We start from the raw sequence: 13,815 nt of genomic DNA on the forward strand, positions 1-13,815 counted from the left end.
CGCCCGATATGTCCGATGTCTACGCCCCGCCCGACACTCCGCTCGCCGTGATTCATCAGGACCACGAGGTTTTGCTGGTGGACAAGCCCGCCGGGCTGTTGTCGGTGCCGGGAAAGGGCGAACATCTTGCCGATTGCCTGCTCGCGCGGGTGCAGGAGGTCTTTCCCGAGGCGCTACTGGTGCATCGTCTCGACCGGGACACGTCGGGCGTCATGGTCTTCGCTCTGACCCCCCATGCGCAACGCCACCTCGGCCTGCAATTCGAGAAGCGGATGGTGAAAAAAACTTATGTCGCGCGGGTCTGGGGAGAGGTCGCGGGCGATGCCGGGACCATCGACCTTCCCCTGATCGTCGATTGGCCGAACCGCCCGAAGCAACACGTGGACCATGAAAACGGCAAGCCTGCGACGACCGAATGGAAGGTGCTCAAACGTCAGGACGGCACGACTCGAATGCGGCTCATGCCGCTCACCGGCCGGTCGCATCAACTACGCGTGCATATGCTCGAACTCGGGCATCCGATCCTGGGCGATCCGTTCTACGCCGAAGGCCCGGCGCGGGCATTTCCCCGCCTCATGCTGCACGCCGAAACGCTCCGGTTTCGGCACCCGGACGGGGGAAAGGGGCTGACTTTTCGCTCTAAGCCTCCATTCTGAGGTTCGGAATCGGCTCCAGAACATTTTTCAATTCCTCGCGCAGATGCTCGTGCTCTTTCGGCAGTTTCAGCGCCTCGCCCAGGGTCTCGACCGGCTCGTCCACGTCGAACCCGATGTCCAGCGTCGCGACCTCGAACAGTACGCCCCCCGGCTCGCGGAAATAGATCGAGTGGAAGTAGTTGCGATCCCGCACCTCTGTCGGCCTGAGCCCCATGTCGATCACCGCCTCTCGCACGGCGCGCTGGGTCTCGTCATCGGGTGTGGCGAAGGCGATGTGGTGGACCGATCCCGCGCCTTCGACGGATTTCGGCAGGTCCGGGGCATGGGTGATGTCGATCACGCCCACCGGAGCTTCCATCGTCATCCGCGTGGTCGCGCCTTCGCGCCCTGCCTCGCGGTAGCCCATCGCGGTGAGCAGTTCGAGTGTGGGGCGCGGATCAGCGAGGCATAGATCGACCGAGTGGAACCCCGTGATCGCCATGCTGTCGGGCAACGCCGTCCACCCCTCACGCGGATCTTCGGCTTCGACCAGCGCCAGCATCTCGCCGTCCGGTCCGGGGAAATGCAGCCTCTTTTCCCCGAATGCTTCGACCATCGCGCCACCGTCGAGCCGTTCCCACCAATCGTCGAGCGAGCCTTTCGGAACGGCGAAGGCGACCACGCCGACTTCACCGGTCCCGCGCTGTCCCTGTTTCCATTTGCGGTCTGGGAAATGCGTCATCACGGTGCCGGGCGTGCCGGCTCGGTCACCGAAGTAAAGGTGATATACGTGCGGGTTGTCGAAGTTCACGGTTGTCTTGACCCGCCGCAAGCCAAGTGACCCGGTGAAGAAAGCATCGTTCTCGGGCGCAGGTCCGGCAAACGCGGTGACGTGGTGTAGGCCTTGGATATGCGGGATCATTCTGGTCTCCTTTCAGGTGGCTACGATATGGCACGCATGGTGGATTATTGCATGGATTGGCCGGAAACGGATTTCGTCGGGGCGAAGCTCGTGCTTCTGGTCGGTCGGCGCATTGTCACGATTCAACGGGACGACAAGCCTGGCTTGCCGTGGCCGGGGTTGTGGGATCTGCCAGGGGGCGGGCGGGAAGGTAGCGAAAGCCCCGAGGACTGCGTGTTGCGCGAAACGCGTGAAGAGATCGGGGTCAGGCTCACGCCTGCCGATCTCGTCTGGCGCAAGTTCTACCAAAGGCCACGTCCGGCGTGGTGTTTCTCCGCCCGGCTGGACCGGTCGCGTGAGCACGAAGTGTCGTTGGGTCCGGAAGGCCAGCGTCTCGCCCTCGTCGACCCCGCGGAATGGGTCCTTCAGGCCGATGTCGTCCCGCATTTCCGCATTCGTGTCGCGGATGCGATGGAGGCGCTCTTGGGGGGATAGCCGGACATTTCGGACTTAACCGCACAGTGTTCGCCGTCTATAACCTTGCACAGGCATTACAAGGGCAGGGACCTTTCATGGATTTAGAGCGATTTCTGAGCGAGTTCGTGGGCGCGAATATCGTATTGCTGCTCATCGCAGCTTTCATCATTCTTTCGATTTTCCTCGGTGTGCGGATCGTGCCGCAATCCGAGAAATACGTGGTCGAACGCTTCGGACGGCTGCAAGCGGTCCTGGGGCCGGGGATTAACTTCATCATCCCGTTCCTCGACCGGGTGCGCCATCAAGTGTCGATCCTCGAACGCCAGCTTCCGAACGCGTCGCAGGACGCCATCACGCGTGACAACGTGCTCGTTCAGATCGACACAAGCGTCTTTTACCGCATTCTCCAGCCGGAAAAGACGGTCTATCGCATCCGTGATGTCGACGCGGCGATTTCCACGACCGTGGCGGGGATCGTCCGGGCCGAGATCGGCAAGATGGATCTTGACGACGTGCAGTCGAACCGCTCGCAACTGATCTCGCAGATCAAGGCCAGCGTGGAAGACGCGGTCGATGCCTGGGGGATCGAAGTGACGCGGGCCGAGATCCTCGACGTTAATCTCGATCAGGCAACCCGTGACGCGATGTTGCAGCAGTTGAACGCCGAACGCGCCCGCCGCGCGCAGGTGACCGAGGCCGAGGGCCAGAAGCGCGCCGTCGAACTCAACGCGGATGCCGAGCTTTATGCCGCCGAACAGACCGCGAAAGCACGGCGCATCCAGGCCGACGCCGAAGCCTATGCGACCGAAGTGGTCGCAGAGGCCATCGCGAAGAACGGCCTCGAAGCCGCGCAATACCAGGTCGCCTTGAAACAGGTGGAGGCGCTGACCAAGGTCGGTGAAGGATCGGGTAAGCAGACGATCCTGCTGCCTGCAAACGCGCTTGATGCCTTCACCGACGCGTTCTCGATGCTGAAAGGCAAGTCGTCGTGATGGAACTTTGGGAAATCTGGTGGGTCTGGATCGCCGGGGCGCTGGTTCTTGCTATTCTCGAGCTGATCCTGCCCGGCTTCATCTTCGTCGGTTTCGCTTTCGGTGCAGCGGTAGTCGGCGTGCTTCTGGCGCTTGGCTTGTCGCTGACCCTGCCGTGGCTCCTCGTGATCTTCGCCGTCGTTTCGGCCATCGCATGGGCTGTGGCACGGCAAATCGTCGGCGAGCGGAAAGGTCAGCGAAAGACCTTCGACCGGGACATCAACGAAGACCCCTGAAGTGACCGAAACCTGCGATCAGGGCAATTCGGACAGGATTGCTTCCGCCGCGCCCTTGGGATCGGCCGCCTTGTTCACCGGACGACCGACCACGATATGATCCGCCCCGGCGCGGATCGCATCACCCGGGGTCATGACCCGTTTCTGGTCGCCGAGATCGGCTCCGACCGGGCGAACGCCGGGCGTGACGATCAGCTTGCCTTTCGCTTCCGGCAACGCACGGATCAACGCGGCTTCCTGAGGTGAAGCGATGACCCCGTCGGCCCCGGCTTCCATCGCGCGTCGGGCGCGTTCGACGACCAACTCCTGCACATCACCGGGAACGATCATCATGTTGTCGAGGTCAGCGCGATCCATCGAGGTCAGGATGGTGACAGCAAGGATCTTGGTGTCCGACGTGCCTTTGCCTTCGCCCGCGGCGCGCACCACATGGGGGTCGCCGTGCACGGTCAGAAAATCCAGCCCGTAATTCGCAAGCCCGCGCACGGCGGCCTCGACGGTGTTGCCGATGTCGAAAAGCTTCATATCGAGGAAGATGCGCTTGTCCATCTCGTCGATCAACTCGCGTGCCAGCGCAAGCCCGCCTCCGGTCAGCATCCCCAGCCCGATCTTGTAAAACCCGACCGCTTCCCCGATTTCCTGCGCCAGTTGCAGGCCCTGAAGCGCGTTCGGCACATCCAGCGCCACGATCAGGCGGTCGTCGCTCTTGGTCATCGTCCCGGTCATGTCGGCCCCCTTTTACGTTTCGCTCCTTGTGCGCAGGGGCGGCTTCGGCGTCAAGCGTCGCTGTAAAGCCTGCGCATGTCGGGCGCTTCCGTCATGTACATGTGCACCCAGATATACGCGTGCTGGAACAGCGCGACGATCAGCGCGTTCCATGAGCCGAGCAGGAGCGCGATGCCCCACAGGCCGAAGAACACGACCCCGTACATGCCATTGTCCGTGTAATCGAAGATGCCGCCTTTCACTTTCGGCAAAGCCCTGATGTCTTCGCGGAAATGATCTCCGCCGACCGCGCGGCGCAGGGTGAAATACTTCAGCGTCGAATGCATCCCCCAGACCGCGAGTGCCAAGAGGAGTGCACCGACAATGTAATTCAACGCCTCGATGCCGGGCGGCGCACGCGTATCCGCCAACCCTGTGAGGATAACGGTCAAAGGCCGCGCTATCAGAAGCGGCATGAAGATCGCGGACCACACTGCAAGATCGCGGTGACCGAACAGGCGTGTCATCAACCCTTTGTGGAGTTGCAGACGAAAGACGATCGCGACAATCACCTGATGCAGGACCGCGAGCCAGATCGACGTCACGGCCCAGCCGACGGACGTCTGCCCTAGCACTCGCGGCGGGTGCGCGTCACCAATAAGCAGTGCGGTCGCGCCGACGACCAGGAAAAATGCGATCAGGATGTGTTGCGGCTGACCTTCGAAGATCTGTCCCCATGTCGAGCCATCTCGGATTTCGTCGATCCGCGCCATTCGAAGTTCCCTCGCCAGTTCCCGGCCACAGTAACAGGAATTTCAGCGCGGGAAATCCGCCGCTTAGGCCGATGCACGGGTAATGGCGGGTCTTGGTGTGACGGCAGAGGAAATATCGACCGAAATCTGCTCTTCCCCGCGGCGGAAACCGGGCATCTGGCGGGCCTGTTCAAGTGCGTGTGTCACCATGTCGTATGTGATGAGCGAGGACGGGCAATCAAGCTCCCGATGGCTCTGGCAGATGAAATTGACCCGCTTTGGCCGCGCGTCACCGGACGCTTCCATCGTCATGGAAACCGAAGCGCGGAAACATGCGCGTTGGCCGTCATACTGCAGGTCTCGCAGGTTGATATCGGTGACTTTCATTTCGCTTCCTTTCGGCAGTCGGGCACGCAGGGTTTCGGGAAGCATGGTTGAGAGAAGTGAAATTTCCGTTCGAATTCGGTTTCCGAAGAATGAATTTTCCCCTGCGACTTTTTGTGATCACAGTCTTGCGAGCGACGCGGGTACCACCCATCTACAGAACCGAGGCCCAATACAGGGTGCGCCGCCGGGCGGGCATCCGAACAAATGGGCGCTTATAGAGAGGAACAGACGATGAATTTGGAAAAGTTCACGGAACGGTCGCGTGGGTTCATTCAGGCCGCCCAGACGATCGCAATGCGCGAGAACCATCAGAAAATCGCGCCGGAGCATTTGCTCAAGGCCTTGCTCGATGACGAAGAAGGCATGGCCGCCAACCTGATCCGCAAGGCAGGGGGCGAACCCAAACGTGTAGCCGAGGCCAACGACGCGTTCATCGCTAAGATCCCGCAAGTCACGGGTGACGCAGGGCAACTCTATCTCGATACTGCGACCGGCCGCGTGCTGGACGAGGCCGAGAAGGTGGCCAAGAAAGCCGGTGACAGTTTCGTCCCCGTCGAACGCATCCTGACGGCGCTCGCACTTGTGCGTTCAAAGGCCAAGGAAGCGTTGGAAGCCGGTGCGGTGACTGCGCAGAACCTCAACGCCGCGATCAACGATGTGCGCAAAGGGCGCACCGCCGACAGCGCCAGCGCTGAAGACAGCTATGAAGCGCTGTCGAAATACGCGCGCGACCTGACCGAGGCGGCTGAAGAGGGTAAGATCGACCCGATCATCGGACGGGATGAGGAAATCCGACGCGCGATGCAGGTGCTCAGCCGCCGGACCAAGAACAACCCGGTCCTGATCGGTGACCCCGGCGTGGGTAAAACCGCGATTGCCGAGGGCCTCGCCCTGCGCATCGTCAATGGTGACGTGCCCGAAAGCCTCAAGAACAAGAAGCTTCTGGCGCTCGACATGGGTGCGCTGATCGCAGGTGCGAAATATCGCGGGGAGTTCGAGGAACGGCTCAAGGCGGTTCTGAACGAGATCACCGATGCCGCCGGTGAGATCATCCTGTTCATCGACGAGATGCACACGCTCGTAGGTGCCGGCAAGACCGATGGCGCCATGGACGCCGCGAACCTCATCAAACCGGCGCTCGCGCGCGGGGAGCTTCACTGTGTCGGTGCCACGACGCTCGACGAGTACCGCAAGTATGTCGAGAAAGACGCGGCCCTTGCCCGTCGGTTCCAGCCGGTGATGGTGGACGAACCGACGGTCGAAGACACGATCTCGATCCTTCGGGGCATCAAGGAGAAGTATGAGCTTCACCACGGTGTGCGGATCAGCGACTCCGCCCTCGTTGCCGCAGCGCAGCTTTCGAACCGCTACATCACGAACCGCTTCCTGCCGGACAAGGCCATCGACCTTGTCGACGAAGCGGCCAGCCGTCTGCGCATGGAAGTCGATTCCAAGCCCGAAGAACTGGACCAGCTCGACCGCAACATCCTCCAGCTTCAGATCGAAGCGGAGGCGTTGAAGAAAGAGGACGACAAGGCATCGAAAGACCGGCTCGAGAAGCTTGAGGCGGAGCTGTCCGACCTTCAGGAGAAGTCGGCCAGCATGACCGCCAAGTGGCAGTCCGAACGCGACAAGCTCGAGGGCGCGCGCGAGTTGAAGGAGCAGCTCGACCGGGCACGGGCGGAACTTGACGGTGCCAAGCGTGAGGGCAATCTCGCCCGCGCCGGTGAGCTGTCCTACGGGATCATTCCCGAGTTGCAGAAGAAGCTCGCCGAAGCCGAGAGCGCCGAAGACGACGTCATGGTCGAAGAGGCCGTGCGCCCCGAGCAGATCGCGCAGGTCGTCGAGCGGTGGACGGGTATCCCGACCTCCAAGATGCTCGAAGGCGAACGCGAAAAACTCCTGCGCATGGAAGATGGTCTGCACAAGCGGGTCATCGGCCAGGATCAGGCGGTGCGCGCGGTGGCCAATGCGGTCCGCCGGGCACGAGCGGGCTTGAACGACGAGGCGCGGCCGTTGGGCAGCTTCCTCTTCCTCGGGCCGACCGGCGTCGGCAAGACCGAGTTGACGAAAGCCGTGGCCGAATTCCTGTTCGACGACGACAGCGCCATGGTGCGTATCGACATGTCGGAGTTCATGGAAAAGCACGCGGTCGCCCGTCTGATCGGCGCGCCTCCGGGCTATGTCGGCTATGACGAAGGCGGCGTCCTGACCGAAGCCGTGCGGCGCAAACCGTACCAGGTCGTGCTGTTCGACGAAGTCGAAAAGGCGCACCCGGACGTGTTCAACGTGTTGCTTCAGGTGCTCGATGACGGTGTGCTGACCGATGGTCAGGGCCGGACTGTGGACTTCAAGCAGACGCTAATCATCCTCACGTCGAACCTGGGAAGCCAGGCGCTGAGCCAGCTGCCGGATGATGCGGATGCGTCGAAGGCCAAGCAGGACGTTATGGACGCGGTTCGGGCGCACTTCCGCCCCGAGTTCCTGAACCGTCTGGACGAAACCGTGATCTTCGACCGGCTTGGCCGGAACGACATGGACGGGATCGTCGACATTCAGCTGGGATTGCTGGCCAAACGGCTCGCCAAACGGAACATCACCTTGACGCTGGGCGACAGCGCGAAGGAATGGCTCGCCGATCAGGGTTATGACCCGGTCTATGGCGCACGGCCGCTCAAGCGCGTGATCCAGAAGGCGTTGCAGGACCCTCTGGCCGAGGCGATCTTGTCGGGCGATGTGATGGACGGCGAGACGATCCCGGTGACCGCCGGGGCGGACGGGCTGCTCATCGGGGATCGGGTTGGCAATTCGAACAACCCGAAACCGGATGACGCGGTCGTTCACTAAAGATCGGTCGGACAACCGACCGGGCACAGGCGGTGCCACGAAAGGGCGGGGGAGACCCCGCCCTTTTTGTTTTCCTTGACGCGGGGATGCCAAAATGTAAGTGTTTACTCGCACAATGCGAGCGAACACTCGCAATCGGTGCGAAACCCGAGGAGGTTCCCATGAAACAACTCATGCATTCGTTCCTGTCCGCGCCGACCGCGCGCCCTGCGCTGATCGTTCCGGCGCTGGTGATGATCGTTTTCTCCCTGTTCACCCTGACCGCGCCGATGGACCCGGCCCGTTCCGCGGCCTCGATCACGCTTGGGATCGTGAATGAGGATGCAGGGCTGCCGATGCCACCCATCAAGGTCTCCGAGCGCATGTTGCAGGGGCTGTCCGGGCAACTTCCGTTTCAAACCCAAGCCTTCGACAGCCGGGCGGATGCCGAAGCCGCGCTCGCGGCGGGCGACATCAGCGTGGTGCTGCATTTCCCCGAAGATTTCTCGCAAAACGCCATGCGCGGCGATCAGGCGGTCTTCGATATCGTGACGGGATCGCACCTGACCGTGGCCGAGGTGCAGGTCACGCAACAACTTCAACAGATGCTGCCTGCTGCGATGTCTGCCGGCGTTGCCTCGATGAAGCTCGCGATTTCGCAGGGGCAGATGCCATCGGGCCAGATGCCGGTCGCGGCGAACGTGACGGCGCTTGGCGAGCCGGCGGACATGGCGGCGGTGCAGGCACCCTTCGCGATGCTCTATACCACATGGCTCGCATCCTTCGTCGGCGCGGTGATGATGACACTCGCGACGCGAGGTCGAGCAGATCGTGGAACGATGGCGACGACGCGCAGCGTACTTCCCGTGCTGTCCACCGGGTTGGCGGCGCTCTGCCTCGCCCTCGTCGTGGGGTTCACCGTTGACTGGGGCGCGGCGCTCCCGGCCTGGCTGGCGGTCTGGCCGACCGCGCTGGCGCTGACATGGCTTCTGACCGGGCTCTTGTCGCTTCTGGGCCTCTGGGTGATCGTCCTGATCCTGCCGCTGGTTTTCTACCAATCCGCCATCGGGGGCGTCATGGCCCCGACCGCGGCGGCTCCCGCGTGGCTCGCCGATACGATCGGCGCCCTGGGGCTGGACCAGATCGGTGCAGCTTACCGCGCGGCGGTTCACGGCATGGGCGCGGCCTATCCGCTTGTCCTCATCGCTACCATCGCGATACTCGGCCTCGCACTTATCTGGATCAAGGCGGCGCTTCCGGCGCGCCAACAGGCCGGGGCGACCGCGTAAGGACCGCATGGAGATATTCGAAAGCGACGCGTATCAGGCCGTGCTCGAAGCGGTCGAGAAGGCCGAGGGCCGCATGGCGCCAAAGAAGCGTCTTGCGGTCCTCGCTGCGCTCGATTGCTTTGCCGAATATGGCTATGACGGCACCTCGACCAAGCTGATCGCAGAGCGCGCCGGCATCGCCGAGGCGACGATTTTCCGGCATTTCCCCTCGAAGCGTGACCTGCTACTACGGATCGCCGCACCTGTCGTCCGCCATATCCTGACGCCCGCCGCCAGCCGTGAAGCAACCGAGTTGGCCCGCCAGCACGCAGGGGAACCGCGCCTGATCCTGCGGGAGGTCATGCTGTCCCGCCTGCATTTCATGCGCGTCTACGAGCCGCTGGTGAAGATCGTCTTGCAAGAGATCCTCGTGAACCAGGATCTGCGCGCCATCTTCGAGCGAGAGGTTGGCGGGCTGTTTCAGCAGATCGCACCGATCGTCGCCATGTTCGGCCCCAAGACCGACCTCGATCGAGAGCGTTTCTTCCGTATACTGGGTGGTCTCCTTCTTGGATATCATCTCCAGCGAACTCTGGTCTCGCCGGACCACGGCTGGTCGGATGAAGAGGAGGTCGATTTCATGGTCGGCCTGATTTTTGACGGACTGAATGCCACGACCTGACTCCCGTGGCGTCAGGGATGACAGGCACTCGGTGTCTGTGCATCCTTTTCCGCAGGTGGGAGGAGGACCCGACATGCGAAGGATCGACGCGCTCTTATCGGAATATGGCGAGAGCCATCAAAACCCGACGAACAAGAAAGTTCACTGGATCTGCGTTCCGGTGATATTCGTCTGCGTCATGGCGCTGATCTACGCCATCCCGCCCGTCGCCGGGGTGAACCTGCTCTGGCCGGTCGCCATCGCCGCACTCATCTACTATGCGTTTCTGTCCGTGCCGCTCGCCATCGGCTTCGTCGTCGTTTTGGCGGTTGGATACGCGATCATTCTCGCGCTTGAGGCCATCGTGCCGCTGCCAATCTGGGCGACGGCTCTGATCCTCTTCGTACTCGCCTGGCTGGGGCAATTCTGGGGTCACAAGGTCGAAGGCAAGAAGCCGTCGTTCTTCAAGGACGTGCAGTTCCTGCTGATCGGACCGGCGTGGCTGTTGTCTTTTCTCTTCAAGCGCGCGGGCTTGTCATATTGAAACGACACGGCCCCCGCCTTTATGGCGAGGGCCGGCTCGGGGGTAGGATACCCCCGTGGCGAAAGAGGTCAGGGCGTTACATCTCTTCCGCCGGGATCAATCCGTCTTCCTGGGCCGCTGCGAATTCTTCCATCGACAACATGCCGTCGCCGTCGGTGTCGGCGGCCGTGAACACGTCTTCGTTCACGTCCGGGAACGCCGCCATGACTTCTTCGGGTGACATCATGCCATCCCCGTCGGTGTCGACCGGCGCGGCATCCTGGGCAATGGCAAAGCTCGACGCGGCAAGGATTGCGGCGATTGAGAGATTGGCGAGTTTCATATCTTTCGTTCCTCCACTCTGTTTCCCGTTCTTGGGTGAAGCGACAGAGCCACGAGAGGCCAATCTCTGCGAGGGGTGCCGCGAATTTGGCCGGTTCTGGGCGACAGGCCGCGAGTTCGGCCGGTTCGCAACGGCGGGGAAACGCACACCGAAAGCGTGAAACCGCCATGCGGCGGAACGGCTCTGATCCGGCAGGTCGAATTGGGCAGGTTGCCGCTTGACTCGTGCCCGGAATCCCCGCCGGGAATTCGCTTGTTCGCCACAGGTGGGTGAGGCATGATCGCCCCAACGGGCGCAAGACCCGGACCGGTGCGAGCATCCAGGAGACGGTATGAATCCCGACGTCGAACGAATCCTGCGAAAGCTGAGATCCGGGAAACCGTTCCGCGCCAGAAACGCGACCCTTATCCATACAAAGGTGGATGACGTCCGGGTGAGCTTCTGCGTCGACATGGTCAACGATCCGATTCAGCGCAATCATCGGCGCGGGCGCTTCTATGAGCAGAAAGAGCTGGGTCAATTGCGCAGGCTGTTTCCCGCGGGCGGCACGTTCGTCGACATCGGCGCGAACGTCGGCAACCACACATTATATGCGGCGCTCCTGCTGAAGGCCGCGCGGGTCGTGCCGGTCGAACCCAATCGTCCGGCCTACCGTCTGCTCGCCCATAACGTCGTCATAAACAGGCTCGAGGATATCGTCGATCTGACCAGGCTCGGGGTCGGTTTGTCGGACAAGGCGGGCGGAGGTTACGCGATGCAGAAGCGCGAGCGGAACCTGGGCGGTGCCAAGATGTTGCCGGGCGAAGGCGAGCTTGCTGTGGTTTCCGGGGACGAATTGCTGGCGGACGAGTCCCCCGACATGATCAAGATCGACGTCGAGGGGATGGAAATGAAGGTGCTCGACGGGCTGGAACAAACGATTGCGACCCACAGACCCCTTCTGCTCGTCGAAGTGGACAACGAGAACGAGCAGGCGTTCTTCGACTGGGTCGGAGCGCATGGCTATAAACTGGAACAAACCGTCCAGCGCTACCGATTGAACAAGAACCATCTGCTGTTACCTGAGGAAAAGGCGGAGACATGCGCCGCGGAATGAACGGCGACGCCTGATCCGAAGCCACCGGGGAGGAAGACATGGGATCGACGGTCTGGTATCTGGAGCTTCTGGCGCTGGCGCTTGTCGTGGTGATCGGGCTCGTCATCGCGGCCGCGATCTTCATGTGGTTCATCGACAAGTTCCAGACGGCGGATGCGGTGCGCCGCAACTACCCCGTGATCGGGCGCTTCCGCCACCTCTTCACGAATCTCGGCGAGTTCTTCCGGCAGTACTTCTTCGCCATGGACCGCGAAGAGATGCCGTTCAACCGGGCGCAACGCGACTGGGTCTACAAGGCCGCCGACGACAAGGACAACACCATTGCCTTCGGGTCGACCCGCAATATCTCGGCCCCCGGCACGACGATCTTCGTCAACGCCGCCTTCCCGCCGCTTGGCTTTCAATATGCCAAGACCGCGCCGCTGGTGATAGGGCCGGGCGCGCGGGAACCCTATAGCGCCGGGTCGATCTTCAACATCTCCGGGATGTCTTACGGTGCTCTGTCCAAACCCGCTGTCCGCGCTTTGTCGCGCGGCGCAAAAGAGGCGGGCATCTGGATGAACACCGGGGAGGGGGGTCTGTCGCCCTACCACCTCGAGGGCGGTTGCGATGTCGTCTATCAGATCGGCACGGCGAAATACGGTGTGCGCGACGAGGAAGGAAATCTTTCGGACGAAAAGCTCCGCGAAGTCGCCGCGCATCCCGAGGTCAAGATGTTCGAGCTCAAGCTCGCGCAGGGCGCCAAGCCGGGGAAGGGTGGCATCCTGCCCGCCGCCAAGGTGGATGAGGAGATCGCGCGCATCCGCGGCATTCCGGTCGGCAAGGCATCCGAAAGCCCGAACCGCCATGCCGAGATCGACGATTGGGGCGACCTCCTCGACGTGATCGCCCATATTCGCGACGTGACCGGCAAGCCGGTCGGCTTCAAGACGGTCGTCGGCGCGGTCGATCCGTTTTCCGATCTGTTCGACGCAATCATCCGCCGTGGCGAGGAACACGCCCCGGACTTCATCACCATCGACGGTGGCGAAGGCGGAACCGGGGCCGCCCCGATGCCGCTGATGGATCTCGTCGGAATGCCGATCCGCGAGGCGCTGCCCCGCATCGTCGACCTTCGTGACCAGCGCGGGCTGCATGACCGCATTCGCATTGTCGCGTCGGGCAAGATGGTAAACCCCTCCGATGTGGCCTGGGCGATCTGCGCGGGCGCCGATTTCGTCATGTCCGCACGCGGCTTCATGTTCTCGCTGGGCTGCATTCAGGCTCTCAAGTGCAACAAGAACACCTGCCCGACCGGCGTCACCACCCATGACGAACACCTGCAACGGGGACTCGTGCCGAAGGAAAAGGCAAAGAAGGTCGCCGCGTTCGCCCGGAACATGTCGCGTGAGGTCGAGACCATCGCCCACAGCGTGGGCGTCGCCGAACCGCGCCAGATGCGTCGGCGGCACGTTCGCATCGTGCAGGCTGACGGACGGTCGATCCCGATGAACGAGATTTATCCAAGTTACAATACTCACGCGCTTTCGTGAGGAAACTTCATTGGTCGCAGTGCCGTAGCTATTGGTAAGACCAGTTCAATACGAACGGAGGACTGACAATGGGTTTCAAGCCTGACCTGACCCGGCACGACGTGACGCCGAAGGGATTGTATCTCAACCGCCGCCAGATCATGGCGGGCGCCGGCGGGCTCGCTCTTGCCGGTCTCGGTGGTCGCCGCGCAATGGCGCAGGATCTCGAGCCGAATACGCTCGAGGAGATCTCCGGCTACAACAACTACTATGAATTCGGCACAGGTAAGGACGACCCGGCCAAGTATGCGCACATGCTTACGACCTCGCCGTGGTCAATCGAAGTCGGCGGTATGGTGGACAAGCCGGGCGACTATTCGATGGAGGACATTCTCTCGGGCGTCGACATCGAGGAGCGCATCTACCGTTTCCGCTGTGTCGAAGCGTGGTCGATGGTCATTCC

At 62.1% G+C, this 13,815-nt stretch carries 16 protein-coding genes (1 of these 16 cut by a window edge); 11 read left to right on the forward strand and 5 right to left on the reverse strand.

The window, feature by feature from the left end:
- The first annotated feature begins 8 nt into the window (after window positions 1-8).
- Window positions 9-656 (forward strand): RluA family pseudouridine synthase, encoded by a 648-nt coding sequence (locus KJP28_RS15265; RefSeq protein WP_218393501.1) that lies wholly within the window; start codon window positions 9-11, stop codon window positions 654-656.
- On the opposite strand, the gene KJP28_RS15270 is transcribed toward KJP28_RS15265, so the two are convergent.
- Complete coding sequence (locus tag KJP28_RS15270) at window positions 640-1,557, reverse strand: ring-cleaving dioxygenase (protein WP_218393502.1); 918 nt, start codon at window positions 1,555-1,557, stop codon at window positions 640-642. The two genes, KJP28_RS15265 and KJP28_RS15270, sit on opposite strands and share 17 nt — an antisense overlap.
- Before the next feature lie 27 nt (window positions 1,558-1,584).
- On the opposite strand from KJP28_RS15270, the gene KJP28_RS15275 reads away from it, so the two are divergent.
- The 3 genes from KJP28_RS15275 (at window position 1,585) to KJP28_RS15285 (ending at window position 3,280) form a co-directional block, all read left to right on the forward strand.
- Window positions 1,585-2,031 (forward strand): NUDIX domain-containing protein, encoded by a 447-nt coding sequence (locus tag KJP28_RS15275; RefSeq protein ID WP_255552432.1) that lies wholly within the window; start codon window positions 1,585-1,587, stop codon window positions 2,029-2,031.
- A gap of 77 nt (window positions 2,032-2,108) precedes the next feature.
- Window positions 2,109-3,005 (forward strand): SPFH domain-containing protein, encoded by an 897-nt coding sequence (locus KJP28_RS15280; RefSeq protein WP_218393503.1) that lies wholly within the window; start codon window positions 2,109-2,111, stop codon window positions 3,003-3,005.
- Window positions 3,005-3,280 carry an NfeD family protein gene (locus KJP28_RS15285; protein ID WP_255552433.1) on the forward strand — a complete coding sequence of 92 codons (276 nt, stop codon included), beginning with the start codon at window positions 3,005-3,007 and terminating at the stop codon, window positions 3,278-3,280. The genes KJP28_RS15280 and KJP28_RS15285 overlap by 1 nt, the downstream gene beginning before the upstream one ends.
- 18 nt (window positions 3,281-3,298) lie before the next feature.
- Here the strand turns inward: KJP28_RS15285 and pyrF are convergent, their stop codons facing one another.
- The 3 genes from pyrF to KJP28_RS15300 all read right to left on the reverse strand — a co-directional run bounded on the left by pyrF (window position 3,299) and on the right by KJP28_RS15300 (window position 5,124).
- Entirely contained in the window at window positions 3,299-4,006 is a 708-nt protein-coding gene (gene pyrF, locus KJP28_RS15290) for an orotidine-5'-phosphate decarboxylase (RefSeq protein WP_218393505.1), read from the reverse strand.
- Between the two features lie 50 nt (window positions 4,007-4,056).
- Window positions 4,057-4,758, reverse strand: a complete 702-nt coding sequence (locus KJP28_RS15295; RefSeq protein ID WP_218393506.1) for a phosphatidylethanolamine N-methyltransferase family protein — start codon at window positions 4,756-4,758, stop codon at window positions 4,057-4,059.
- 63 nt (window positions 4,759-4,821) lie between these two features.
- A complete protein-coding gene (locus KJP28_RS15300) occupies window positions 4,822-5,124 on the reverse strand; it encodes a hypothetical protein (RefSeq protein ID WP_218393507.1) in 303 nt (100 codons plus the stop codon).
- A 231-nt stretch (window positions 5,125-5,355) separates the two neighbouring features.
- Between KJP28_RS15300 and clpB the strand changes: the two genes are divergently transcribed.
- The 4 genes from clpB to KJP28_RS15320 all read left to right on the forward strand — a co-directional run bounded on the left by clpB (window position 5,356) and on the right by KJP28_RS15320 (window position 10,423).
- A complete protein-coding gene (gene clpB / locus KJP28_RS15305) occupies window positions 5,356-7,971 on the forward strand; it encodes an ATP-dependent chaperone ClpB (RefSeq protein ID WP_218393508.1) in 2,616 nt (871 codons plus the stop codon).
- Window positions 7,972-8,132: 161 nt separating this feature from the next.
- Window positions 8,133-9,239 carry a YhgE/Pip domain-containing protein gene (locus KJP28_RS15310; protein WP_218393509.1) on the forward strand — a complete coding sequence of 369 codons (1,107 nt, stop codon included), beginning with the start codon at window positions 8,133-8,135 and terminating at the stop codon, window positions 9,237-9,239.
- A 7-nt stretch (window positions 9,240-9,246) separates the two neighbouring features.
- On the forward strand, window positions 9,247-9,900 hold the full coding sequence (locus tag KJP28_RS15315) for a TetR/AcrR family transcriptional regulator (RefSeq protein WP_218393510.1): 654 nt from the start codon (window positions 9,247-9,249) through the stop codon (window positions 9,898-9,900).
- 73 nt (window positions 9,901-9,973) lie between these two features.
- Entirely contained in the window at window positions 9,974-10,423 is a 450-nt protein-coding gene (locus KJP28_RS15320) for an Mpo1 family 2-hydroxy fatty acid dioxygenase (RefSeq protein ID WP_218393511.1), read from the forward strand.
- A 76-nt stretch (window positions 10,424-10,499) separates the two neighbouring features.
- On the opposite strand, the gene KJP28_RS15325 is transcribed toward KJP28_RS15320, so the two are convergent.
- Window positions 10,500-10,745, reverse strand: coding sequence for an EF-hand domain-containing protein (locus KJP28_RS15325; RefSeq protein WP_218393512.1), 246 nt, complete (start codon window positions 10,743-10,745; stop codon window positions 10,500-10,502).
- A 331-nt stretch (window positions 10,746-11,076) separates the two neighbouring features.
- On the opposite strand from KJP28_RS15325, the gene KJP28_RS15330 reads away from it, so the two are divergent.
- The 3 genes from KJP28_RS15330 to msrP form a co-directional block, all read left to right on the forward strand.
- Window positions 11,077-11,841, forward strand: coding sequence for an FkbM family methyltransferase (locus KJP28_RS15330; RefSeq protein WP_218393513.1), 765 nt, complete (start codon window positions 11,077-11,079; stop codon window positions 11,839-11,841).
- Window positions 11,842-11,879: 38 nt separating this feature from the next.
- On the forward strand, window positions 11,880-13,373 hold the full coding sequence (locus KJP28_RS15335) for an FMN-binding glutamate synthase family protein (RefSeq protein ID WP_218393514.1): 1,494 nt from the start codon (window positions 11,880-11,882) through the stop codon (window positions 13,371-13,373).
- Window positions 13,374-13,441: 68 nt separating this feature from the next.
- A protein-coding gene (gene msrP, locus KJP28_RS15340) for a protein-methionine-sulfoxide reductase catalytic subunit MsrP (RefSeq protein ID WP_218393515.1) crosses the window boundary here: on the forward strand, window positions 13,442-13,815 show its 5' portion. It continues 523 nt past the right edge of the window; only the first 374 of its 897 coding nucleotides appear in the window; the start codon lies at window positions 13,442-13,444; the stop codon falls past the right edge of the window.

The organism is Maritimibacter dapengensis (assembly GCF_019218265.1).
Taxonomy (GTDB): domain Bacteria; phylum Pseudomonadota; class Alphaproteobacteria; order Rhodobacterales; family Rhodobacteraceae; genus Maritimibacter; species Maritimibacter dapengensis.

What these genes read in the sequence shown, in the direction of transcription:
- KJP28_RS15265 (WP_218393501.1), top strand. Translation starts at nt 9, where the DNA reads ATGTCCGATGTCTACGCCCCGCCCGACACTCCGCTCGCCGTGATTCAT.
- KJP28_RS15270 (WP_218393502.1), bottom strand. Translation starts at nt 1,557, where the DNA reads ATGATCCCGCATATCCAAGGCCTACACCACGTCACCGCGTTTGCCGGA.
- KJP28_RS15275 (WP_255552432.1), top strand. Translation starts at nt 1,585, where the DNA reads ATGGCACGCATGGTGGATTATTGCATGGATTGGCCGGAAACGGATTTC.
- KJP28_RS15280 (WP_218393503.1), top strand. Translation starts at nt 2,109, where the DNA reads ATGGATTTAGAGCGATTTCTGAGCGAGTTCGTGGGCGCGAATATCGTA.
- KJP28_RS15285 (WP_255552433.1), top strand. Translation starts at nt 3,005, where the DNA reads ATGGAACTTTGGGAAATCTGGTGGGTCTGGATCGCCGGGGCGCTGGTT.
- pyrF (WP_218393505.1), bottom strand. Translation starts at nt 4,006, where the DNA reads ATGACCGGGACGATGACCAAGAGCGACGACCGCCTGATCGTGGCGCTG.
- KJP28_RS15295 (WP_218393506.1), bottom strand. Translation starts at nt 4,758, where the DNA reads ATGGCGCGGATCGACGAAATCCGAGATGGCTCGACATGGGGACAGATC.
- KJP28_RS15300 (WP_218393507.1), bottom strand. Translation starts at nt 5,124, where the DNA reads ATGAAAGTCACCGATATCAACCTGCGAGACCTGCAGTATGACGGCCAA.
- clpB (WP_218393508.1), top strand. Translation starts at nt 5,356, where the DNA reads ATGAATTTGGAAAAGTTCACGGAACGGTCGCGTGGGTTCATTCAGGCC.
- KJP28_RS15310 (WP_218393509.1), top strand. Translation starts at nt 8,133, where the DNA reads ATGAAACAACTCATGCATTCGTTCCTGTCCGCGCCGACCGCGCGCCCT.
- KJP28_RS15315 (WP_218393510.1), top strand. Translation starts at nt 9,247, where the DNA reads ATGGAGATATTCGAAAGCGACGCGTATCAGGCCGTGCTCGAAGCGGTC.
- KJP28_RS15320 (WP_218393511.1), top strand. Translation starts at nt 9,974, where the DNA reads ATGCGAAGGATCGACGCGCTCTTATCGGAATATGGCGAGAGCCATCAA.
- KJP28_RS15325 (WP_218393512.1), bottom strand. Translation starts at nt 10,745, where the DNA reads ATGAAACTCGCCAATCTCTCAATCGCCGCAATCCTTGCCGCGTCGAGC.
- KJP28_RS15330 (WP_218393513.1), top strand. Translation starts at nt 11,077, where the DNA reads ATGAATCCCGACGTCGAACGAATCCTGCGAAAGCTGAGATCCGGGAAA.
- KJP28_RS15335 (WP_218393514.1), top strand. Translation starts at nt 11,880, where the DNA reads ATGGGATCGACGGTCTGGTATCTGGAGCTTCTGGCGCTGGCGCTTGTC.